Annotated in this window: 18 protein-coding genes; 7 read left to right on the top strand and 11 right to left on the bottom strand. The window is 68.8% G+C overall.

Going from position 1 to position 22,317, the window contains the following annotated elements:
* Positions 1-13 precede the first annotated feature (13 nt).
* Positions 14-1,615, bottom strand: coding sequence for a long-chain fatty acid--CoA ligase (locus tag J2Y42_RS15900; protein ID WP_309860432.1), 1,602 nt, complete (start codon positions 1,613-1,615; stop codon positions 14-16).
* 134 nt (positions 1,616-1,749) lie between these two features.
* Here J2Y42_RS15900 and J2Y42_RS15905 point away from each other — a divergent pair, with 134 nt between their 5' ends.
* A complete protein-coding gene (locus tag J2Y42_RS15905; RefSeq protein ID WP_309860433.1) occupies positions 1,750-2,181 on the top strand; it encodes a YbjN domain-containing protein in 432 nt (143 codons plus the stop codon).
* Between the two features lie 38 nt (positions 2,182-2,219).
* Positions 2,220-6,101: an ATP-dependent RNA helicase HrpA gene (hrpA, locus tag J2Y42_RS15910; protein ID WP_309860435.1), complete on the top strand. Its 3,882-nt coding sequence runs from the start codon at positions 2,220-2,222 to the stop codon at positions 6,099-6,101.
* An 82-nt stretch (positions 6,102-6,183) separates the two neighbouring features.
* On the opposite strand, the gene J2Y42_RS15915 is transcribed toward hrpA, so the two are convergent.
* The 7 genes from J2Y42_RS15915 to J2Y42_RS15945 form a co-directional block, all read right to left on the bottom strand.
* Positions 6,184-6,966, bottom strand: coding sequence for an SDR family oxidoreductase (locus J2Y42_RS15915; protein ID WP_309860436.1), 783 nt, complete (start codon positions 6,964-6,966; stop codon positions 6,184-6,186).
* Positions 6,967-7,016: 50 nt separating this feature from the next.
* A complete protein-coding gene (locus tag J2Y42_RS15920) occupies positions 7,017-7,790 on the bottom strand; it encodes an amino acid ABC transporter ATP-binding protein (RefSeq protein ID WP_018191676.1) in 774 nt (257 codons plus the stop codon).
* A complete protein-coding gene (locus J2Y42_RS15925; protein ID WP_309860438.1) occupies positions 7,787-8,770 on the bottom strand; it encodes an amino acid ABC transporter permease in 984 nt (327 codons plus the stop codon). The genes J2Y42_RS15920 and J2Y42_RS15925 overlap by 4 nt, the downstream gene beginning before the upstream one ends.
* 5 nt (positions 8,771-8,775) lie before the next feature.
* On the bottom strand, positions 8,776-9,675 hold the full coding sequence (locus tag J2Y42_RS15930) for an ABC transporter substrate-binding protein (protein WP_309860440.1): 900 nt from the start codon (positions 9,673-9,675) through the stop codon (positions 8,776-8,778).
* 238 nt (positions 9,676-9,913) lie between these two features.
* Positions 9,914-10,798: a sulfurtransferase gene (locus tag J2Y42_RS15935; protein ID WP_309860442.1), complete on the bottom strand. Its 885-nt coding sequence runs from the start codon at positions 10,796-10,798 to the stop codon at positions 9,914-9,916.
* A gap of 1 nt (position 10,799) precedes the next feature.
* Positions 10,800-11,789, bottom strand: a complete 990-nt coding sequence (locus J2Y42_RS15940) for a ribonucleotide-diphosphate reductase subunit beta (RefSeq protein ID WP_089909242.1) — start codon at positions 11,787-11,789, stop codon at positions 10,800-10,802.
* Between the two features lie 112 nt (positions 11,790-11,901).
* Entirely contained in the window at positions 11,902-14,400 is a 2,499-nt protein-coding gene (locus J2Y42_RS15945) for a ribonucleoside-diphosphate reductase subunit alpha (protein WP_309860444.1), read from the bottom strand.
* A 257-nt stretch (positions 14,401-14,657) separates the two neighbouring features.
* Here J2Y42_RS15945 and J2Y42_RS15950 point away from each other — a divergent pair, with 257 nt between their 5' ends.
* Positions 14,658-15,875 (top strand): MFS transporter, encoded by a 1,218-nt coding sequence (locus J2Y42_RS15950; RefSeq protein ID WP_396427167.1) that lies wholly within the window; start codon positions 14,658-14,660, stop codon positions 15,873-15,875.
* 133 nt (positions 15,876-16,008) lie between these two features.
* Positions 16,009-16,896: a hypothetical protein gene (locus J2Y42_RS15955; protein WP_309860446.1), complete on the top strand. Its 888-nt coding sequence runs from the start codon at positions 16,009-16,011 to the stop codon at positions 16,894-16,896.
* 73 nt (positions 16,897-16,969) lie between these two features.
* On the opposite strand, the gene J2Y42_RS15960 is transcribed toward J2Y42_RS15955, so the two are convergent.
* The gene (locus J2Y42_RS15960) at positions 16,970-17,950 is read right to left on the bottom strand and encodes an aldo/keto reductase (RefSeq protein ID WP_309860448.1); all 981 of its coding nucleotides are present in this window, start codon (positions 17,948-17,950) and stop codon (positions 16,970-16,972) included.
* Positions 17,951-17,959: 9 nt separating this feature from the next.
* A complete protein-coding gene (locus J2Y42_RS15965) occupies positions 17,960-18,571 on the bottom strand; it encodes a TetR/AcrR family transcriptional regulator (RefSeq protein ID WP_309860450.1) in 612 nt (203 codons plus the stop codon).
* Between the two features lie 57 nt (positions 18,572-18,628).
* Here J2Y42_RS15965 and J2Y42_RS15970 point away from each other — a divergent pair, with 57 nt between their 5' ends.
* The 3 genes from J2Y42_RS15970 (at position 18,629) to J2Y42_RS15980 (ending at position 21,784) form a co-directional block, all read left to right on the top strand.
* Positions 18,629-19,384 carry an SDR family oxidoreductase gene (locus tag J2Y42_RS15970; RefSeq protein ID WP_309860452.1) on the top strand — a complete coding sequence of 252 codons (756 nt, stop codon included), beginning with the start codon at positions 18,629-18,631 and terminating at the stop codon, positions 19,382-19,384.
* 77 nt (positions 19,385-19,461) lie between these two features.
* Positions 19,462-20,637: an acyl-CoA dehydrogenase family protein gene (locus tag J2Y42_RS15975; protein WP_309860453.1), complete on the top strand. Its 1,176-nt coding sequence runs from the start codon at positions 19,462-19,464 to the stop codon at positions 20,635-20,637.
* A 34-nt stretch (positions 20,638-20,671) separates the two neighbouring features.
* On the top strand, positions 20,672-21,784 hold the full coding sequence (locus J2Y42_RS15980; RefSeq protein WP_309860454.1) for an aminopeptidase P family protein: 1,113 nt from the start codon (positions 20,672-20,674) through the stop codon (positions 21,782-21,784).
* Positions 21,785-21,808: 24 nt separating this feature from the next.
* Here J2Y42_RS15980 and J2Y42_RS15985 read toward each other — a convergent pair whose 3' ends face one another.
* Positions 21,809-22,222: a DUF3054 domain-containing protein gene (locus J2Y42_RS15985; RefSeq protein ID WP_396427168.1), complete on the bottom strand. Its 414-nt coding sequence runs from the start codon at positions 22,220-22,222 to the stop codon at positions 21,809-21,811.
* Positions 22,223-22,317: the final 95 nt, after the last annotated feature.

Genomic DNA, 22,317 nt, shown 5'->3' on the forward strand with positions numbered 1-22,317 from the left:
ATGGTGGCGGCTGTCATCCCACCGGCCGCGACTCCTCCTCCGCCTCGCCGACGCCGACCCCTTCCCCCTCGAACCGCGCCACCAGCTCCCGCTTCAGCACCTTCCCGCTCGGCCCGAGCGGCAGCGCGTCGAGGATCTTCACGCGCCGCGGGTACTTGTACGCCGCCACCCGCTCGCGCGCGAACACGAGCAGCTCGTCGACCTCCACCTCGCCGCCGGGCATCAGCGTCACTGCCGCCATGATCTCCTGCCCGTGCGTCTCGTGCGTCACGCCGAAGACCGCCGCCAGGGCGACAGCCGGATGCGCGGACAGCACCTCCTCGACCTCGCGCGGGTACACGTTGTAGCCGTTGCGGACGATCATGTCCTTCTTGCGATCGACGATCGTGATGTAGTCGTCGTCGCTCTTCGTGCCCAGGTCGCCGGTGCGGAACCAACCGTCGACCACCGCCTCCGCGTTCGCCTCCGGGAGGTTGAGGTACCCCTTCATCAGGTTGTGTCCACGCACCACGATCTCGCCGAGCTCGCCGCGCGGGAGCAGCTGGATGCGGTCATCCGCCTCCGCGTCGGCGATCTCCACATCCACACCCCAGATGGGCGTTCCGACCGTGCCCACCCGGGTCGGACGGCCGCGGTGGTTGAAGGAGGCGACCGGCGACGTCTCGGTGAGGCCGTAGCCTTCGTGCACGTCGATGCCGTACACCTCCTTCATGCGCTCGATGACGGCGACGGGGATGGCCGCGCCGCCGCTCATCCCGTACCGAAGCGGCGGGCGGTCGGGGTTGGCCTTCGCCGCCTCCAGCAGTGCGATGTACATCGTCGGGACGCCGGTCATCACGGTGCAGGAGTGCTGGTTCATCAGTTGCAGGGCGGTGGCGCCGTCGAACTTCGGCACGAGCACGACGGCCGCTCCCGCCCGGAATCCCATGTTCATCACGCACGTCTGCCCGAACGTGTGGAACAGCGGCAGGCAGCCGAGGATGCGGTCCTCCGGCTCCAGGTCGAGCGTGCCGGAGAGCAGCACGTTCACCTGCTCGACCAGCGAGAAGTGGCATCCCTCCGCCCCCTTCGGCTTGCCGGTCGTCCCGCTCGTGTAGAGGATCGTCGCGGTGTCGAACGGGTCGCGCGGCACGTACGTGTCGACAGGCTCGGCGTCGGCGGCGAGTTCCTCCAGGCGCGGGAACGGCGCCTGCTCGTACATCTCGTCCGGCACAAGCACCGACACGGTCGGGACGCCGGCGAGCGCGGCCCCGCGCGCCCCCTCCGCGAGCAGCGGCGCGGCGCAGATCAGCAGCGACGCCCCCGAGTCGCGCAGCACGTACGCGATCTCGTCCGCCTTCAGCAGCGCGTGCACGGGCACGACGACCGCGCCGAGGGCGAGGACGGCGTAGTACGACCGGGGGAAGTCGGGCACGTTCGGCACCATCAACGCCACCTTGTCACCCGGCCCGACGCCCAGCGCGCTCAGCGCTCCGGCGTAGGCGCGGGTCTGATCCCACAGCTCGCCGTAGCGGATCTCCTGTCCCGCGAAGATCAGTGCGACGTTGTCGGGCATCCGATGCGCCGTCTCCGCCAGGATGCTCGCGACAGACATGGTCGCATAGCCGTGACTCATGGGTTCTCCTCGTCTCCGTTGACGCCGGACCCGTTCCGGGTGTGATGCGAACCTACGTCAGCGGCGGGCAGGGGGCAACGCCCCCGGCTGAGGCGGGGCGATAAGGTGGCCGACGTTCTCCAGAGAGGAATCCCATGCCCGTCTTCCGCCGCCGGCCTCCCCTTGCACCGCTCACGACGGGACGGATAGCCGCGTGGCTGGCCACGCGCGGCTACGAATCGGCCCCCATGGAGGACGGCTACCGGGTGAATTGGGAGGGCAACTCCATCGCGTTCTACCGCGACGGGCCCGAACGCTACGTCCTCACCGTGCGCGGCATCTACGACCGCACGTTTCCGACTGACATGAGGACGGACCTCGTGCTGCTGATCGACGACTACCACCGCTGGAGACCGTGGCCGAAGGCGTTCGTGGTGCCCGACGACTCGGGGTCGATCCGTGTGCAGGCCACCGTGTCGGTGTTCCTCGAACACGGAGTCAGCGACGCCCAGCTGGCCGAATTCCTCGATCTCGGCCTGGACACCATCGTCTCCTTCTTCGTCCACCTCCGAGAGCACGGGAAGTGAGAGCCCTCCGCGGCCCGCGCCGGTAGACTGGAAGGCTCATGTCTTCGACCGCGACCCTCCCCCGCATCGTCTTCCCGCCCGAGCTGCCGGTCAGCCGGAAGCGGGACGATATCGCGCGCGCCATCCGCGACAATCAGGTCGTCATCGTCGCCGGCGCGACCGGGTCGGGCAAGACCACGCAGCTGCCGAAGATCGCGCTGGAGCTCGGCCGCACCAGCATCGGCCACACGCAGCCCCGCCGCCTCGCAGCGCGCACGATCGCGGAACGCATCGCGGAGGAGCTGGGGCAGTCCGTCGGCGAGCTGGTCGGCTACCAGGTCCGCTTCACCGACAAGGTGTCCAAGGCGACCAAGATCAAGCTGATGACCGACGGCATCCTGCTCAACGAGCTGCGCCGCGACCGCATGCTGCGGGCGTACGACACGATCATCATCGACGAGGCGCACGAGCGCAGCCTCAACATCGACTTCCTGCTGGGATACCTCAAGCAGCTGCTGCCGCAGCGTCCCGACCTCAAGCTCATCATCACCTCGGCGACCATCGACCCGGAGAGCTTCGCGCAGCACTTCGCCTCCGCGGACGGCACGCCGGCGCCGATCGTCGAGGTCTCCGGCCGCACCTACCCGGTCGAGATCCGCTACCGTCCGCTGGTCGCCGAAGCGCTGGACGAAGACGACGACGATCCGGACCCGGTCCCGTCGGCCGACCGCGACTACCTCCAGGGCATCAACGACGCGCTCGACGAGCTGGCGCGTGAGGCCGCAGGCGACGTGCTCGTATTCCTCTCCGGCGAGAACGAGATCCGGGATGCGGCCGACGCGATCCGTGGCCGCAATCTCCCCGGAACCGAGGTGCTGCCGCTGTACGGCCGCCTCTCCTCCGCCGAGCAGCACCGCGTCTTCCAGCCGTCGACCCTCCCCGGCATCCGGCGCCGCGTCGTGCTCGCCACGAACGTCGCCGAGACGAGCCTCACCGTCCCGGGCATCAAGTATGTGGTGGATGCGGGCACGGCACGGATCAGCCGGTACAGCACGCGGGCGAAGGTGCAGCGGCTCCCGATCGAGGCGATCTCGCAGGCCAGCGCCAACCAGCGTTCCGGCCGTTCCGGCCGCACCAGCGACGGCATCGCCATCCGGCTCTACTCCGAGGAGGACTTCGCCAAGCGGCCCGAGTTCACCGAGCCCGAGATCCTCCGCACCAACCTCGCCGCGGTGATCCTGCAGATGATCTCGCTCGGCCTCGGCGACATCGCGGCGTTCCCGTTCCTCACGCCGCCGGACTCGCGCGGCATCAAGGATGGCCTCGACCTGCTCACCGAGCTCGGCGCGATCTCGACGACGAAGGAGGGCACCAAGCTCACCGCCGTCGGACGCCAGCTCGCGCAGCTGCCGATCGACCCGCGGTTCGCCCGCATGGTCGTCGAGTCGAAACGCCACGGAACCTCACGCGAGGTGATGGCCATCGTCGCCGGGCTCACCATCCAGGATCCGCGCGAGCGACCCGTCGAGCGCCGCGGCAGTGCGGACGAGAAGCATGCGCGGTTCGCCGACCCGACCAGCGACTTCCTCACCCTCCTCAACCTCTGGAACTACCTCGAGGAACAGCAGAAGCAACTCTCGTCCAGCGCCTTCCGGCGGCTCTGCAAGGCCGAGTTTCTCAACTTCCTGCGGGTACGTGAGTGGCAGGACGTCTACCGCCAGCTGCGGCAGCTCGCCAAGCCGCTGGGGCTGACCATCGGCGAGCCGTCCGTGAACCCCGACGGCATCCACCGCTCGCTGCTCGCCGGGCTGCTCTCGCACATCGGGCTGAAGGATGTGCGCGAGACCGGTCCTGCGCCGAAGGGTGCGGGCAAGGCCCCGCGCAGCCGGCAGGCCGAGTATCTGGGCGCCCGCCAGACCCGGTTCGTGATCTTCCCCGGATCCACCCTCGCCAAGAAGCAGCCCAACGCGGTGATGAGCGCCGAGCTGGTGGAGACATCCCGGCTGTTCGCGCGGATGAACGCGGCCATCGACCCGGCGTGGGCCGAGCCCATCGCGGGAGACCTCTGCAAACGCCAGTACAGCGAGCCGCACTGGGAGAAGAACCAGGGCTCCGTCGTGGCCTATGAGCGCGCGACGCTGTTCGGCGTCCCGATCATCCCGCGCCGGCGCGTGCAGTATGCGCGGATCGACCGGGAGCTGTCGCGCGAGCTCTTCATCCGGCACGCCCTCGTCGACGGCGAATGGGACTCCCACCAGGCCTTCGACCGCGCCAACCGGAAGCTCCGGGCCGAGCTGCGCGAGCTGGAGGAGCGCACCCGCCGCCGCGACATCCTCAACGACGACGAGGCGGTCTTCGAGTTCTACGACAAGCGCATCCCCGCCGACGTGGTGTCGACGCGCTCGTTCGAGGGCTGGTGGAAGAAGGCCAGACAGGAGACGCCCGACCTCCTCACGATGACGCCGGAGGCGCTGCTCGACGAGGAGGCGGCCGAGGTCGACGAGGACGCCTTCCCGCCCGTCTGGCGGCAGGGCGACCAGCAGCTGACCCTGCGGTACCGGTTCGAGCCGGGTGCGGAGGACGACGGGGTGACCGTGCAGGTGCCGCTTCCGCTGCTCGCCGGGCTGCTCCCCGACGGCTTCGACTGGCAGGTGCCCGGGCTGCGCCACGAGCTCGTGACCGCGCTCATCAAGTCGCTGCCGAAGGCGATCCGGCGACAGGTCGTCCCGGCCGCGGACTGGGCGCAGCGGCTGCTCGGCGAGCTGTCCGGAACAGCCGGGATGCGCGCCCACGAGGGTGAGCGGCCCGCGGCCTCCCTCGCCGACACGCTCGCGGCGACGATCTCGCGGCTGACCGGATCCCGCGTCAGCGGCTCGGACTTCGACCTCGATCGCCTCCCCGCGCACCTCCGGCCGACCTTCCAGGTCGTCGGAGAGCGCGGACGCACGTTGGCCAGCGGGAAGGACCTCGGCGCGCTGCAGGAGCGGCTGCGCTCGCGGGCCCGCGACTCGGTCGCCGCCGTCGCGGAGGCGCGAACGCCGAACGCGATCGAACGCACCGGGCTGACGACGTGGGATCTCGACGAGCTCCCCCGCTTCGTCGACTCCACGCACACCGGCCCGGGCGGCACGAAGAACGTGATCCGCGCCTACCCGGCACTCGTCGATGACGGCGACTCCGTCAGCATCCGCCTGATGGGAACGCCCGCCGAGCAGGCCCGAGCGATGCCGGGCGGCGTGCGGCGGCTGCTGCTCGCCAGCATCCCCTCGCCCGTCGCCTATGTGCAGCAGCACCTCACGGCCAACGAGAAGCTCACGCTCGCCGCGAGCCCCTACCCCAACACCAAGGCGCTGTTCGACGACTGCCTGCTCGCGGTGATCGACTCGGTGCTGTACCGGATGAAGCCCGACGGCCAGGTGTTCATGCGCGCCGAGTTCGAGGCGGTGCGGGATCGGGTGTCCGGCATCGTGATGGACTCGATGTTTGAGACGGTCGCGCTCGTCACCCGCATCCTCACCGCTGCGCGCACTGCCGAGAAGGCGATCGCGGGCGTGACGGCGCTGACCTACCTGGCGGCGCTGAACGACGCGAAGGGGCAGCTCTCCGGGCTGGTGTGGGCCGGGAAGGGTGTCGGATTCGTGTCGGCGACAGGGCTCGAGCAGCTGCGACACCTGCCGCGGTACCTCGCCGGGATCACGCAGCGCATGCAGGCGCTGCCGACGAATCCCGGCCGCGACCGGGCCTGGCAGACGCAGGTGGAGACGGCGGTCGCGCTGTACACGGACGCGGGCGGCCGCATCCCGCTCGCGCCCGGCTCGCCGCCGTCGCTGGTGCACGCGCGGTGGATGCTGGAGGAGTTCCGCGTCTCGCTCTTCGCCCAGTCGCTGGGCACCGCCGAGACCGTCTCCCTGCAGCGCATCCGCAAAGTCCTCGCCTCCTGACCCCAGCCATCACCTCCTGAGTTTTTCGCCTTTTCCGGCGCGAAAATCGCGAAAAACTCAGGAGCTGATGGCTTGAATCGGGTCAGACGCCGAGGTGGAAGCCGCCGTTGGAGTGGAGGAGCTGGCCGTTGATCCAGCCGCCGCTCTCGGACAGGAGGAACGCGACGAGGTCGGCGGTGTCCTCGGGCCGGCCGAGGCGACCGAGCGCGGTCTCGGCCGCGAGCGACTCGGCGAGGTCGGGCGTCATCCATCCGGTGTCGATCGGTCCCGGGTTGACGAGGTTCGCCGTGATCCCCCGCTGGCCGAGCTCGACGGCTGCGGCCTTCACGATGCGGTCCAGGGCGCCCTTGCTCGCGCCGTACGGGAGATTGTGCGCTGTGTGGTCGCTCGTCAGGGCGATGATCCGCCCGAGTCCCGACAGCTCGGACGGGAACTGCTCGGCGAACGCCTTCATCAGAAGCCAGGTGCCACGGGTGTTCACCGCGAAGTGCGCGTCGAAAGCGTCCACAGTGGTGTCGAGCAGCCCGCTGTCGACGGAGTGCGCGTGGCTGGCGACCACGGCCTGGATCGGCCCGAGGCCGGCCCGCACCCGGTTGACGGCCAGCGCGGGCGACTCCGGATGCGACAGGTCGACGGCGACCGGAAGCGCGCGTGCGCCGAGTGCGCGCAGCTCGTCGGCGAACTCGTCGTGCGCGTTCGCCTCCGCACCCCAGGGCATCGCGGCGTCGTAGTCATCCCAGAACGCGAACGCGACATCCCAGCCGAGAGAGGCCTGGTTGCGGGCGATGGCGGCCCCGATCGACCCCGGCCGGCTGGCGCCGGTCACGAAGACGACGGGGCGGGAGGAGCGGGCGTCGATGTCCATCCGACGATTCTGTCAGACGGCCGACGCCCGCTCCTGCCGATGAGTGGTGGCTAGAGCACCTTCGAGAGGAACGCCTGCGTCCGCTGGTGCTGCGGGTTGCTGAGCACTTCGCGCGGGTCGCCCGACTCGACGACGACGCCGCCGTCCATGAAGACCAGCTCGTCCGCGACCTCGCGGGCGAAGCCCATCTCGTGCGTCACGACCACCATGGTCATACCGCTGGCGGCCAGGCCCTTCATCACATCCAGCACTTCGCCGACGAGCTCGGGGTCGAGCGCCGAGGTCGGCTCGTCGAACAGCATCAGCTTGGGGTCCATCGCGAGCGCACGCGCGATCGCGACGCGCTGCTGCTGACCGCCGGACAACTGCGACGGGTAGTGGTCGCCCTTGTCGCTCAGTCCGACGCGGGCGAGCAGCTCGGTCGCGCGCTCCACCGCCTTCGCCTTTGAGAGGCCCTTCACGCGGATGGGCGCCTCGATGATGTTCTCCAGCGCCGTCATGTGCGGGAACAGGTTGAACCGCTGGAACACCATCCCGATCTCGCGACGCTGCCGGGCGGCCTCCTTCGGCTTCAGCTCGTACAGCTTGTCGCCGTGCTGCCGGTAGCCGACCACCTCGCCATCGACCGAGAGCCGGCCGGCGTCCACGCGCTCCAGGTGGTTGATGCAGCGCAGGAAGGTCGACTTGCCGGAGCCCGACGGGCCGATGATGCACAGCACCTCGCCCGGGTTGACCTTGAGGTCAATGCTCTTGAGCACCTCGTTCGAGCCGAAGCTCTTCGAGACGCCTTCGGCCAGCACCATGGGGGTCTTCGTGTCGGTCATCCCTTGCCTCCGAGGTCGTTGCCGTCCGGTGCACCGGCCGCGGGGAGCGCGCCGGTCGCGAGGGCCGGTTCGTTGCGGTCGGGGCGGCGCGCGTTGACGCCGCGCGAGAACCGCTTCTCCAGGAAGTACTGCCCCGTCATCAGCAGGGAGGTGAAGAGCAGGTACCAGAGCGACGCCACGATGAGCAGCGGGATGGGCGTGTACGTGACCGCCGAGATGTCGCGTGCGACACCGTAGAGGTCGGTCGTCAGCGGGATCGCCGCCACCAGCGAGGTCGTCTTCAGCATCGAGATCACCTCGTTGCCGGTCGGCGGGATGATAACGCGCATGGCCTGCGGGATGACGATGCGGGTCATCGTCTGCCACCACGACATGCCGAGCGCGGTCGCCGCCTCCTCCTGGCCCTCGTCGACCGAGAGCAGGCCGGCGCGTACGATCTCCGCCATGTAGGCGGCCTCGTTGAGCGCCAGGCCGATCACGGCGATGATGAACGCGTTCTGCATGAAGCCGAGGTTCAGATCCACGCCGATGTTCGTCCACGGCACGCCGAGGAAGATCTGCGGGTAGATCAGCGAGAACAGGCCCCAGAAGACCAGCTGCACATAGACCGGGGTGCCGCGGAAGATCCACAGGTACAGCCAGGCGACCGATTTCACGACCGGGTTCGGCGACAGGCGCATGACCGCGAGCACGAGGCCGAGCACCACGCCGATGATCATCGAGTAGATCGTCAGCTGGAGGGTCACGAGCGCAGCAGCACTGATGCGCTTGTCGAAGACGTACTTGCCGACGTACTGCCAGCCGTAGGCCTCGCGCTGGGAGGCGTCCACGATGAACCAGACCAGCAGGAGGATGAGGATCGCCGCGAAGACGATGCGCCAGGGGTGCCGGAGCTTGATCGCCTTGATCGGCTCGGAACGGGTCCCGCCCGGCGACGGGACGGATCCCGTCGCCGGCCGGGCGGTGTTGCTCTGTGACATGAAGGTCAGCCCTTCGAGGCCGCGTTGACCTCGGCAGACTCGACGGCGCCGTCGGCGACGCCCCACTTGTCGAGGATCTTCTTGTAGGTGCCGTCGTCGATGAGAGCCTGGACGGCCTTCTGCAGCACCGGGGTGAGCTCCGAGTCCTTCTTGACGGGGAGGCCGTAGGGCGCCTCGTCGAAGGTCTTGCCGGCGGCCTCGAGCTTGCCGTTCGACTTGGAGATCGCGTACAGGGTGACGGGCGAGTCAGCGCTGAGGGCGTCGGCCTTGCCGAGGATGACCGCGTTGGTCGCGTCGTCCTGCGTGTCGTAGCGGAGCGCCTGGATGGCGGGCTTGCCCTCGTCCGTGCACTTCTTCGACTTGGCGGGGACCTCGTCGGTGTCCTCGTAGGTCGTCGACTGGACGGCGACCTTCAGACCGCAGGCGTTGTCCGGGTCGATGTTCTTGCCCTTCTGGGCGGCCCAGAGGATGCCGGCCGAGTAGTAGTTGACGAAGTCGACCTGCTGCTCGCGCTCGGTGGTGTCGGTGAACGACGACATGCCGTAGTCGTCCTTGCCGCCGGTGATGCTCGGGATGATGTTGTCGAACTTCGCGATCGCGAACTCCGTCTTCACGCCGAGCTTGTCACCGATCGCCTTGGCGAGGTCGACCTCCCAGCCGACGGGCTGGGCGTTGTCGTCCTTGAACTCGTTCGGCGGGTACGTGTTGTCCATGCCGACGACGAGCTTGCCGGCGTCCTTGATCTTCTGCGGCAGCTGTCCGGCGAGGGTGTCGTCCTTCTTCACGTCCGAGACGGAGCTCGACGTTGAGCTGCCGGACGGGGTGCTGTTGTCGACGCAACCGCTGAGCGCGAGCGCTGCAACGGCGGCGACTGCGGCGATGGGGGCCGCGGTACGAATGCGCATGATTGTCGTTGTCCTTCTTCCTGTACAGGAATGTGCCTGATGCGTATTGCAAGGGTAAGGGGAGGATACCCCAGCGGCGTCGCCGCACTTCAACACTAATTCGCGCAGGGAACAGCGTTTTTCACGGACGTTTCCGGAAGGTTTCGTCGGATCCGGCAGCGGAATCCGTGGATTTGTGCGTGGGCGCGCTGCGAAACCCGCGCGGGATGCGTCCGGGCGGCCGTTTCGGGCCGTGAGGTCACGCTCCCGTAACGACCGGCCGCTCCGGGTCGTTCGACCAGGCCGAGTAGGAGCCCGCGTACAGAGCCGGCAGCGGCAGCCCGGCGATGACCATGGCGAGGGCTTCGTGGGCGGCCGTGACGCCCGATCCGCAGTACACGCCGACGGGCGTGTCGGCGTCGATGCCGAGGCCGCGGAACCGCTCCGCCAGCGCGTCGGCGGGTAGCATCCGTCCATCGGCGTCGACGTTGTCCGTGGTGGGTGCGCTGACGGCACCCGGGATGTGACCGGGTCGCGGATCGACCGGCTCCACCTCGCCGCGGAAGCGTTCGCCCGCGCGCGCGTCCAGCAACACGGCGTCCGCCGCGACGGCGAGGGCTGCGGCGGCGTCGCCGTCGAGGGTCGGAAGCGCGCCGAACTGCACGTGGATGCTGCCAGGGATCGGCGTAGCGCCGGGCCCCTTCTCGAGCGGCATCCCGGCGTCGCGCCAGGCGGCGATCCCGCCGTCGAGCACGCGGACGTCACGCACGCCCGCGTGGCGCAGCAGCCACCACGCCCGCGCGGCCGAGCTGCCGGAGGCGTCGTCGTAGACGACGACCGAGTCGCCGTCGCCGAGTCCCCAGCGCCGCGCCGCCTCCTGGAAGGCGTCCTGCGACGGGAGCGGGTGCCGGCCATCGGTGGGCTCGCCGTGACCGGCCAGCTCGGTGTCCAGGTCGACGTACACCGCGCCCGGGATGTGCCCGCGCTCGAACTCCTCGCGGCCGGGCGGTCCGCCCAGCTTCCAGCGGACGTCGAGCACGCGCCACGCCGAACGCCGCCGGCCGGCGCCGCTCCACAGGGATTCAGCCCCGAGAGCGACGTCCAGCGCGGCGGCGGTGATCAGCGGAGAGATCTCCGTTGCCATATCAGCGACCGGTGGAGGCCTTGGCGTTCGACTCGTAGGAGGTGTTGGTGGACTCGAAGAAGTTCACCAGCTCCAGCGTGTCGTTGGCGGTCGCCATCCACTTGGCCGGGTTGGAGACCTTGTACTCGGCCTCGAAGCCCAGCTCCTCCAGCCGGCGGTCGGCCAGGTACTTCACGTACTGGTTGATGTAGTTCGCGTTCAGGCCCAGGATGCCGCCCGGGAGGAGGTCGCGGTTGTACTGCTCCTCCATCTCGACGGCGTCCAGGATCATCTGACGGATCTCGGCGGCGAACTCCGGCGTCTGCAGGTCCGGGTTCTCCTCCAGCACCGTGAGGATGAGATTGATGCCGAACTTGAGGTGCAGCGACTCGTCGCGCACCACCCAGTCGATGAGCGAGCCGAAGTTGCGCAGCAGGTTCCGCTGGCGGAACGAGAGCGCCACCATGAAGCCCGAGTAGAACCAGATCCCCTCGAGGATGACGTTGTACGCCACCAGGTTGCGGATGAAGTCCTGCTTGCCCTCGGTCGTCGTGATGTCGAGCGCCTGCTCGGTCATCCGCTTGATGAAGCGGACCTCGAACTCCTCCTTCTTCGCCATCGACGGCACGTCGACGTGGGAGTTGTAGGCCTGCTCGCGATCGATCGGGAACGTCTCGAGGACGTACTCGAACGACATGCAGTGGTTCGCCTCCTCCCACATCTGCTTCGCGAGGTAGAGGTGCGCCTCGGCCGCGTTGATGTAGGGGTAGACGCCGAAGGCGAGGGCCTTGTTGACGAGCAGCTCGTTCGGGTTGAAGTAGCTCATCAGGAAGGTGACCGCGTGGCGCTCCTCGTCGGTCATCCGCTTGAAGTCGGCGATGTCCTCACCGAGCTGGATCTCGTTCGGGAACCAGGTGTTCGCGACGGCCTGGTCGTAGAGGTCCATCGCCCACTGGTACGTGACCGGCTTGAGCAGCAGGCCCTCTTCGATTCCCGTTCCCAGAATCCCCATGGTGTTCCGTCTCTTTCGTTATTCGGTCGGTCGGCGGGTTACTGGCAGGACTCGCACTGCAGGTCGTCCATCGGGTCGACCGGCACGTAGTATTCCTCGATCTTGGTGCTGTTCACTTGTTCTCACCACCCGCGGTGCTTCCGGAGGACAGGCCGCCGAAGCCGAAGCCACGGCGAGCGGGGGCGGCGGCCGGCGCGGTCTCCGTGACGGCCGGAGCCGCAGCCGGGGCCGGGGCGCCGGCGCCGACCGACGCGAAGCCCTTGCGGCCGCCGCTGATCTCCTCGGCCTTGTTGACCTTCACGGTCGACTGCTCGGCCTGGTGGCGCGGCTTCATGTGGAGGTAGTACGTCGTCTTGACGCCCTTCTCCCAAGCCGCGTAGTAGATGTCCATCATGTCGCCGAGGTCGCGCGTCTCGAGGTACATGTTGCGGCTGATCGCCTGGTCGATCCACTTCTGAGCGCGGGCCGCGACCTCGATGAAGGCGTACGGCGAGAGCTGGAAGCTCGTCTTGAAGGTGGCCTTCACGTCGTCGGGGATCTCGGCGATGTTCTGGATGTCGCCCTGCGAGCGCAGGATCGCCTCACGGACGTCCTGCCAGATGCCGCGCTCCTGCAGCGTCTCGACCAGGTTGCGGTTGACCTCGAGGAACTTGCCCGAGGAGGTCGACCGGCTGAAGATCTGCGAGAACTGCGGGTCGAAGCCGGGCGTGGTGCCCGCGACGAGACCGATGGACGCGGTCGGTGCGATGGCCATGAGGGTGGCGTTGCGCATGCCGCCCTTGACCTTCTCGCGGAGGCGGTCCCAGTCGAGGCGGATGGTGCGGTCCACCGTGATCGGGACGCCGCGGTCGGCCTCGGTGAGGGCGATCGAGTCGTAGGGCACCAGACCCTGCGACCAGCGCGAGCCCTCGAAGTTCGGGTACGCGCCGCGCTCCTGCGCCAGGTCGGCGCTCTCGTCGATGGCGGCGTACGAGACGTGCTCCATGATCTCGTCGATCAGCTGGTAGGCCTCTTCGCTCTCGTAGCTCAGGCCGAGCTTCTCGACGACGTCGGTGAAGCCCATGACGCCGAGGCCGATCGCGCGGTTCTGCTGGTTCGAGTAGTCGGCCTCGGGAACGCTCGACACGGTGATGTCGATGAGGTTGTCGAGCTGACGGACCGCCTGGCGGGCGCTGGCCTCGATGCGCTCCCAGTCCATCTTCCCGTCGACCAGGTGACGCGACAGGTTGATCGACGCGAGGTTGCAGACCGAGACGTTGTCGCGGTCCTGCGGCAGCGTGATCTCGGTGCACAGGTTCGAGAGGTGGATGGTGCCGGTGTTGTTGTTGAGGGCACGGTTGTTGATCGTGTCCTTCCAGGTCAGCCACGGGTGGCTGGTGGTCTGGAGGCTCATCAGGATGTCCTTGAACTGCGCGCGGGCGCTGATCTTCTTGAACATCTTGAGGTTGCCGGCCTCGGCCTCGGCGACGTAGTACGCGTAACGCTCCGAGAAGGCCTTGCCGTACAGCTCGTTGAGGTCGGCGACCTCCAGCGGGTCGAAGAGGTACCAGTCCTCGTCGTTCTGGACGCGCTTCATGAACTCGTCGCTGATCCAGACCGCGGTGTTGGCGGTGCGGGTGCGGCGGTACGGGTCGCCGGAGTTCTGGCGGAGGTCGAGGAACTCCGGGAAGTCCATGTGCCAGTTCTCCATGTAGAAGCACAGGGCGCCGAACTTCTTGCCGCCGCGGCTGACCGCGCGGAGCACCGAGTCGATCGTGTGCATGAACGGGATCGGACCGGTGGAGGTGGTGTTGTTGGAGCGGATGGGTGAGCCCTGTGCACGCAGCTTGGTGACCGAGAGGCCGATGCCGCCGGTGCCCTTGGTGAGCCACATGACGTCGCGGACGCTCTTCGCGATGTGCTCGATGTCGTCCTGCATCTCCATGACGAAGCAGTTGGAGAGCTGCGGGTAGGCGGTTCCGGCGTTGACCAGGGTCGACCCGGCGGCCAGGTACTCGAGCTTCGACATCTTGTCGTAGAACGCGATGGCGTGGCTGGTGGGGTCGGCCTCGTTGAGGGAGAGGCCCATCGCGATGCGCATCCAGAAGAACTGGGGCACCTCGAGGGAGTCGCCGTTGCGCGCCTTGATGCCGTAGCGGTTGTTGAGGGTGACGACGCCGATGTACTTCAGCAGCTCGTCGCGCGAGGGGTCGAGGTAGCCGGCCAGACGGTCGAGGTCGAACGCCGTCGTGAAACGGCCGTCGAGCAGGGTCTCGGCGACGCCGCGCTCGATGTAGCCGCGGAAGCGGGAGGTGTGAAGCTCGACGAGCTCGTCGTGGCCCTCGTAGTCGCCGAGCACGCGCTTGTAGATCGTCTTGAGGAGGAGGCGTGCGGCGACGGTGTCGAACGCCGGGTCGTCCTTGACGTTCTGGAGGGCGACCTGGATGACCGCCTCGTCGAGCTGCTGCGTCGTGATGCCGTCGAACAGCGTGAGCTCGAGCTCGCTCGCGATCTGCGTCACCCACGTGATGTTCTCGTCAAGACCCTGGGCCGCATTCTCGATGGCCAGGTTGATCTTGTTGGCGTCGTACGGCTCGCGCTCGCCGTTGCGCTTCACGACTGTGATTGCCACTGTCTCTCCCTCATTCGCTAAGCCGCGTGAGCGGCGGAAATCCCCGCGGAACCGTGCCTTCCCGCATCGGGGGGAGGCTGACCGGCTCTGTGTGCTCGACCACTATATAGCGGGGGTCCGACATTTCCACTCCCCCACATCTAGTGGGCGTGTCGTCCACAGATGGGGAGAAGTTATGCACAGTTTCCACACCCCGCGAAGGGGGGATGGACAGTGTGGATACTCCCGCGGAACCGCCTTCGCGACCGATAGTGTGGATGGCTGTGAGCACCTACACGAGCCTCCTGAAGACGCCGGGCGTCGCCCGCATCATCGCGGCTCAGCTCACCGCACGCTTCCCGTTCGGCATGCTGTCGCTCGCCTTCCTGCTGCACATCGAGCGCGTCCACGACTCGTACGGCGCCGCGGGTCTGGTGCTCGGCGCGATGAGCATCGGGCAGGCCATCGCCGGCCCGATGACCAGCCGCCTGATGGGCGTCCTGGGCATGCGGGTCGTGCTCTGGACGACGCTCGCGCTGTGCTCCGTCGCGGTCGCCGCGATCGGCCTCTTCGTCATGCCCATCCCCCTGACCATGGGCGTTGCGTTCTTCGCCGGGCTCAGCATGCCGCCCATCCAGCCGGCCGTCCGCACCATCTATCCGAAGATGGTCAACTCGCGGCAGCTGACCCCGCTGTTCTCGCTCGACGCCTCGGCGCAGGAGATCATCTGGATCGCGGGCCCGGTCGCCATCACTTTCGTCTCGACCCAGATCGGAACCGTCGAGGGCATCCTGATGTCGGTCGCGATCATGCTCGCCGGCGGCTGCTGGTTCATCTCCTCGCCCGAGGTCGGGCGCGTGCGCATCCCGCGCAGCAAGCGGCGGTTCGGGACGGTGCTGGCGCGTCCGCCCGTGCTCCTCGCGACGGTCGTCGGCTTCCTGCTGATCGGCTCCTGCTCGGCGGTCGAGGCCGGTGTGGTCGCGACGTTCGGCGAGGGGTCGCCCTTGGCCGGCATTGTGCTCGCCATCTGGTCGCTCGGCTCGCTGGTCGGCGGCCTCGCGTTCGGTCACGTGCCGATCGGTCCGTGGGCGACCGCACGCCGCATGCTCATCGTCTTCGTCGGCGTCGTGCTGTCGACGTTCATGCTGTGGTCGTGGTGGGGGCTGTCGCTCACCCTCCTGATCGCCGGACTCGGCATCGCGCCCGCCCTGGCCGTGCTGTTCGCGATCGTGTCGGCGAGCGTGAAGTTCTCGGACACCGCGGAGGCCTACGGCTGGGTCGGAACCGGCCAGCTCATCGGAGCCGCCCTCGGTTCGGCGCTCGCGGGCTTCCTCATCGACGGGGTCGGTGCGGTCGGCGCCTTCTGGGTGGCCGGGGCCTTCGCCCTGGTCGGCTTCGTCGTGCCCGCCCTGGCGCACCGCATCCACCCCGACCTGCGCGGTCGCGACGCCTCTCCCATCCCCGACACCGAGCCCGTCCCCGTCCAGCCCTCCTAACCCCCTAACCCCTTTCGCCGAAGTGCACGTAGTGGCGGCTATTTCACGGTTTTAGCGACCACAACGTGCACCTCGGCAAAGCCGGGGCTGTGGATAACCGGATGCGCGGGGCCGCGGCCGAGACGATGTGCAGATGGGACGACATCTCGCCGAACTGGACGACGCGCTCACCGACGGCCCCTTCACCACGCGAGCGGGTGCTGAGACGGGGGTCACCCGCTCCCGGATGCGCGCCGGCGACCTCATCACGCCGATTCGCGGGGTCCGCATCCCCCTCCGGGCGGACGGTTTCGAAGCCCGGCTACGGGCATACGCTCTGCACCGCGAGCGGGATTTCGCGTTCAGCCACACGACGGCGGCCCGGCTGTACGACATCCCTCTACCGGCGGAACTCCCGCCAGGCATCCACGTCAGCGTGCCCGACCCCGGACGACCGCCGTCGATTCGCGGGTTCATCGGACACAAGCTGCGCCGCTGGGATGTGCGCGTGGTGGGGGGCTTGCCCGTGACGACACCGGAGCAGACCTGGATCGACCTCGCCTCCCTTCTGTCGGTGTCCGCCCTCGTCGTCGCCGGCGACTTCGTGATCGGCGGACGTCATCCACTGACCGACAAGAACGCCCTGCGTGCAGCGATCTCTGCCTCGTCGGGTCGGCGAGGCATCGCCCGCGCGCGATCGGCCTTCGAGACGATTCGCGTCGGCTCCGAGTCGCCGGGCGAGACGCGTTTGCGCCTCGCGTTGCACGAGGCCGGCTTGCCCGAGCCACTCCTCAACGTCGATATCTGCGACGACGACGGCCGCTTCGTCGCTCGTGCGGACCTTGCCTACCCCGCGTCCCGGATCGCGCTCGAGTACGAGGGCGATGTCCACCGCGTGGATCGGGCGACCTGGATGAAGGACATCGGCCGCCGGGAACGCGTAGAAGACCTGGGTTGGCGCATGGTGCGGGTGACCGCGGCGGACCTCCGCGAGCCGCACACCCTCGCGTCCCGGGTCCGTCACCTGCTCCGCACCCGGTGAATGATCGCCGAGGTGCACGTAGTGGTCGCTATTCCGCCGGAATAGCCGCCATAACGTGCACCTCGGCGAGGGGTCACCAGCGGGGGTGGACGGAGGCGCGGAAGTGAGTGTCGTAGATGCGGTGGACGGCCTCGCCGAAGCCGGAGGGGAGGCGCACGTCGGCCGCCGCCGCGTTCGCGCGCGCCTGCTCGGGCGAACGCGCGCCGGGGATGACGGTGGTGACGCCGTCCTGCGCGATGATCCACGCGAGTGCCGCCTGCGCGGGCGTCGCGCCCTCGGGCACCAGCTCCGCGAACTCGCGCGCGGCCTTCACGCCCTCCTCGAAATCCACGCCCGAGAAGGTCTCGCCCACGTCGAACGCCTCGCCGTGGCGGTTGTAGGTGCGGTGGTCGTCCGCCGCGAACGTCGTCTGCTCGCTGTACCGGCCGCTCAGCAGCCCGGAGGCCAGCGGAACCCGCGCGATGATGCCGACGCCGGCCTCGCGCGCGGCCGGGAGCACCCGGTCGAGCGGCTTGAGGCGGAAGGCGTTCAGGATGATCTGCACGGTCGCCGTGCCGGGCCGGGCGATCGCCGCGAGGGCCTCATCCACGGTCTCGACGCTGACGCCGTAGTTCTCGATGGCACCCTCTTCGACCAGGGTGTCGAGCGCGTCGTACACGGCGTCGGTCGAGAAGACGGGAGTGGGAGGGCAGTGCAGCTGGACCAGGTCCAGCCGGTCGACGCCGAGGTTCCGGCGCGAGCGGTCCGTCCACTCGCGGAACTTCGGCAGGGTGAAGTTGGCCGGATCCTGCGCCTCGCGCCGCCCCATCTTGGTCGCGACGGTGAGGGGCAGTTCGGGGTGCTCGGTCACGAACCGCCCGATGATCTGCTCGCTGCGGCCGTCGCCGTAGACGTCGGCGGTGTCGAAGAAGGTGACACCGGATTCCGCCGCCGCTTCGAGCACGCCGAGGGCATCGTCTTCCGACACGTCTCCCCAGTCCGCTCCGAGCTGCCAGGTGCCGAGTCCGACGACCGACACCTCCCGTCCTGTTCCACCGAGGATGCGCTGTTCCATGCCCTCAGCCTATGCCGGGCGGGATGCGGTGTCCGGGGGTTGCGCTCCGCCGCTTCCCGGCCACCACGCCGGCGTGAGCCGCCCGACGAGAGCGAGGAACGCATCCACGTCCCGCGGCCGCGGGCGCGTGAGCCAGACGTCGATCGCCCCAATGGTGCCGTCGGCGAGGTAGCGCGCGATCGCTCGGCGTTCCATGTCGTCGTCCGCCGGGACGACGAGGCTGTGCTGGTGGAGGAGCAGTTCGACGGATGCCTGGAAGTGCTCGCTGAGCATGGCGTGCAGACTTGCCGCTCCGCTCTCGGTCCCCAGCCCGCGCCGGTAGATGATGTCGTGGTCGTCGACGTGCCGCAGCACCGCACGGGTGACGCCGACGACGGCGGCTCCGGCATCCGACGGCTCGACGTCGACGAGGTACTCGGCGCGCAGCGCATCCAGCTCCGACCGCAGCACGCTCTCCAGCAGGGCGGCGGGCGACGGCGCGTACTCGTACACGGTCGAGCGGTGGACGCCGGCCGCCGCGGCGAGCGCCGACACCGTGACCTCACTCACCGGCCCGCGACTGGCGAGGTCGAGGATGGTGGCGCTCAGCCGGGCGAGCGTCTTCTGCTGGCGTGCATCCACCGCACGATCGTACAATGGAGTTATCCGACAGTTGTCGGATAACGAAAGGAGATTTTCATGGCTCAGTACGACGTCGCCGACCGGTCCGCGATCGTGACCGGAGGCGGCTCGGGCATCGGCCGCGCCATCGCGCTCACCCTCGCGGCGAGTGGCGCTTCGGTCCTCGTGACCGACCTGAACGAGGAGCACGCGAAGGCCGTCGTCGACGAGATCACTGCGGCCGGAGGCACCGCTCGCGCGCTCGCCGGCGATGTGACGGACCCGGAGTTCGCGACCGCCAGCGTCGCAGCGGCGAACGAGCTCGCCCCGCTCCGCATCGCCGTCAACAACGCCGGGATCGGCGGAGCGTCCGCGCCCGTCGGCGAGTACCCGGTCGACTCGTGGAGGAAGGTCATCGAGGTCAACCTCAACGCCGTCTTCTATGGGATGCAGCCCCAGCTTGACGCCATCGCGGCCAACGGCGGCGGCGCCATCGTGAACATGGCGTCCATCCTGGGCAGCGTCGGATTCGCGAACTCCTCCGCGTACGTCACCGCGAAGCACGCCCTGCTGGGCCTCACGCAGAACGCCGCGATCGAGTACGCCGGGCAGAACGTGCGCGTCGTCGCTGTCGGCCCCGGTTTCATCCGCACCCCGCTCGTCGCATCGAATCTGGATGCGGACACCCTGAAGTTCCTCGAGGGCAAGCACGCGCTCGGCCGCCTGGGCGAGCCGGAGGAGGTCGCCGCGCTCGTCGCGTTCCTCGCCTCCGATGCCGCGAGCTTCATCACCGGCAGCTACCACCTGGTCGACGGCGGCTACACCGCCCAGTAATCCTCCACAGCCTCCGGCTTTCCACAGAAGAGCCGGAGGCCTGCCGTGCTCGGTCGCGCTCGCCTAGGGTGAGGAACGTGACCGAGCACGACACCTCCCCCGACACCACTCTGCTGTCCGACGACCTCCTCTCCCGCATCCGGGAGCGCGCCGCCGGCTACGACCGCGACAACCGGTTCTTCACAGAAGACTTCGCCGAACTGGCCGACGAAGGCTACCTCCGCGCCCTCGTGCCGAAGGAGTTCGGCGGCCTGGGGCTCAGCCTGCAGCAGACCGCGCGCCTGCAGGCGCGCCTGGCCGGGGCCGCGCCCGCGACCGCCCTCGCCGTGAACATGCACCTGGTCTGGACGGGCATCGCCAAGACGCTTCGCGACCGGGGCGACGACTCTCTGGAGTTCGTGCTCCGGGAGGCCGGCCAGGGCGAAGTCTTCGCCTTCGGTCTCAGCGAGGCGGGCAACGACCTGGTGCTGTTCGGCTCGACGACGGAGGCGCGCCCGGAATCCGACGGGTCGTATCGGTTCCACGGCAGGAAGATCTTCACGTCCCTCTCCCCCGCCTGGACCCGGCTCGGCACGATGGGCCTCGACAGCACGAGCGACGACGCCCCCAAGATCGTGTACGGCTTCATCGAGCGCACCGGCGGCGGCTTCGAGATCCGGGAAGACTGGGACACGCTCGGGATGCGTGCGACGCAGAGCAACACGACGGTGCTCGACGGTGCGCGGGCCTCTGCCGACCGCGTCGTGCGGCGCCTCGACCCCGGTCCGAACCCCGACCCGCTCGTGTTCGCCATCTTCGCGAACTTCGAGATCCTGCTCGCCGCGGTCTACACGGGCATCGGATCACGGGCTCTCGATCTCGCGGTCGAAGCGGCCCACCGCCGCACGAGCCTCAAGAACGACGGGCGCAGCTACGCGAACGACCCGGACATCCGGTGGCGCGTCGCCGAAGCCGCGATCGAGCAGGATGCCCTGCTCCCCCAGCTGGATGCGCTGGCCGGCGACGTCGACACCCTCGCCGACCACGGCCGGCTGTGGTTCCCGAAGCTGGTCGGGCTGAAGGTCCGGGCCACCGAGACCGCGCGGCGGGTCGTGGATCAGGCCATCCGCGTCTCGGGCGGGTCCACCTTCTTCGCCGGCAACGAGCTGGGGCGCCTGTACCGCGATGTCCTCGCCGGGATCTTCCATCCATCCGACGCCGAGTCGGCGCACAACACCGTCGCGAACGCCTGGCTCGGGCCGACAGAAGACTGAACCGGGCACGACAGCACCGGGAGAGGAGACGCACATGCAGGAGATCACAGCGCGCCATTTCGCGGAGCGCCTGGAGCGCGGCGCGACCCAGGCCCGCGCGGCGGGATTCGACGGCCTGGTGATCGCGCCCGGCCCCGACCTCGCCTACTTCGCCGACTACCTTCCCGTCGCCACGACCGAGCGCATCACCCTGCTCGTCATCCCGGCCGACGGCGAGCCCACGATGCTCGTGCCTGCGCTCGAGCACGGCGGCGCCGCCGAGACCCGCGCCGCTGGGGCGATCCGGCTGACCGACTGGTCCGACGGTCAGGACGAGTACGTCCCGGCGGCCGCACTGCTCCGGCCGGACGGCCAATACGCGATCTCCGACGCGACCTGGGCGATGCACCTGCTCGGCCTGCAGGAGAAGCTGCCCGATGCGCGCTTCGCCGCCATCTCCAACGCCTTGCCGATGCTGCGGGCGGTCAAGACCGGCGACGAGGTCGACCGGCTCGCGGCCGCAGGGGCCGCGGCCGACGCGGCGTTCGAGGACATCCTGCGCGTCCCGTTCGCCGGGCGCACCGAACTGCAGGTGGCGGCCGACCTCGACCGACTGCTGCGCGAGCACGGTCATGCGCAGGTCGACTTCACGCTCGTCGCCTCGGGTCCGAACGGCGCCGATCCCCATCACGAGCCGGGCTCCCGGACCATCGTCGAGGGCGACATGGTCGTCCTCGACTTCGGCGGACTGCTCGACGGCTACGGGTCCGATACGACCCGGGCCGTCCACGTCGGCGAGCCCACGGACGAGGAGCGCGAGGTGTTCGACGTGGTCGCGCTGGCGCAGCAGACCGCCTTCGATGCGGTGGCCGTCGGCGTCCCGTGCGAGGAGATCGACCGGGCCGCCCGGCGGGTGATCCGTGAGGCGGGATACGGCGAATTCTTCATCCACCGGGTCGGGCACGGCATCGGCGTGACCACGCACGAACCGCCGTACATGGTCGAGGGCGAGCACCATCCCATCGAAGCGGGGATGTGCTTCTCTATCGAGCCGGGCATCTACCTGCCCGGTCGATTCGGCGTCCGGATCGAGGACATCGTCGTCGCGGCGGAAGACGGAGCGCACCGGCTGAACAACTCCAGCAGGGAGCTGCACCTGGTCGGCTGAGAACAGGCGCGCTGCGAAGCGGCCCTAGCGCACCGCGCGGTCGACAGCGACCTGCTGCGCGGCGGCGAGGATCCGGCGCCGCCGCACGAACGGCAGCGCGATCAGGCGCCATCCGACGAGGAACACGCCGAGCACGACAGCAGCCACCGCGATGAACGACGGCTGGACACCCTGGCCCGCGGAGGTGCGGATGAGCATCCCCACAGCGACCGTCATCAACCACACGGGGATGCCCGGCCAGATGATCGCGAGCGGGCGGTACCACGCCCAGGTCACCAGCCAGCCGACGACCAGGCCGACGAGGAACGGCCAGAGCGTGTCGAGGATCCCGAGGACGGAGTTCGCCTCCCCGTGGCTGCGGCGCCCGATGAGCACGAAGAGGGTCACGAGGGCCACGTCGATGACGAATGCGGCGAGCGCGGTCCTCCAGGATTTCACGGGCACCAGGCTACGCGGACACCCCCGAACGTTCGCTGGACGGGAGCCGAATTGATACCGGTGGTTATCCACAATCGGCAGCCTGTCCACAACTT

The sequence above is a fragment of the Leifsonia sp. 1010 genome (genome assembly GCF_031455295.1).
Taxonomy (GTDB): Bacteria; Actinomycetota; Actinomycetes; order Actinomycetales; family Microbacteriaceae; genus Leifsonia.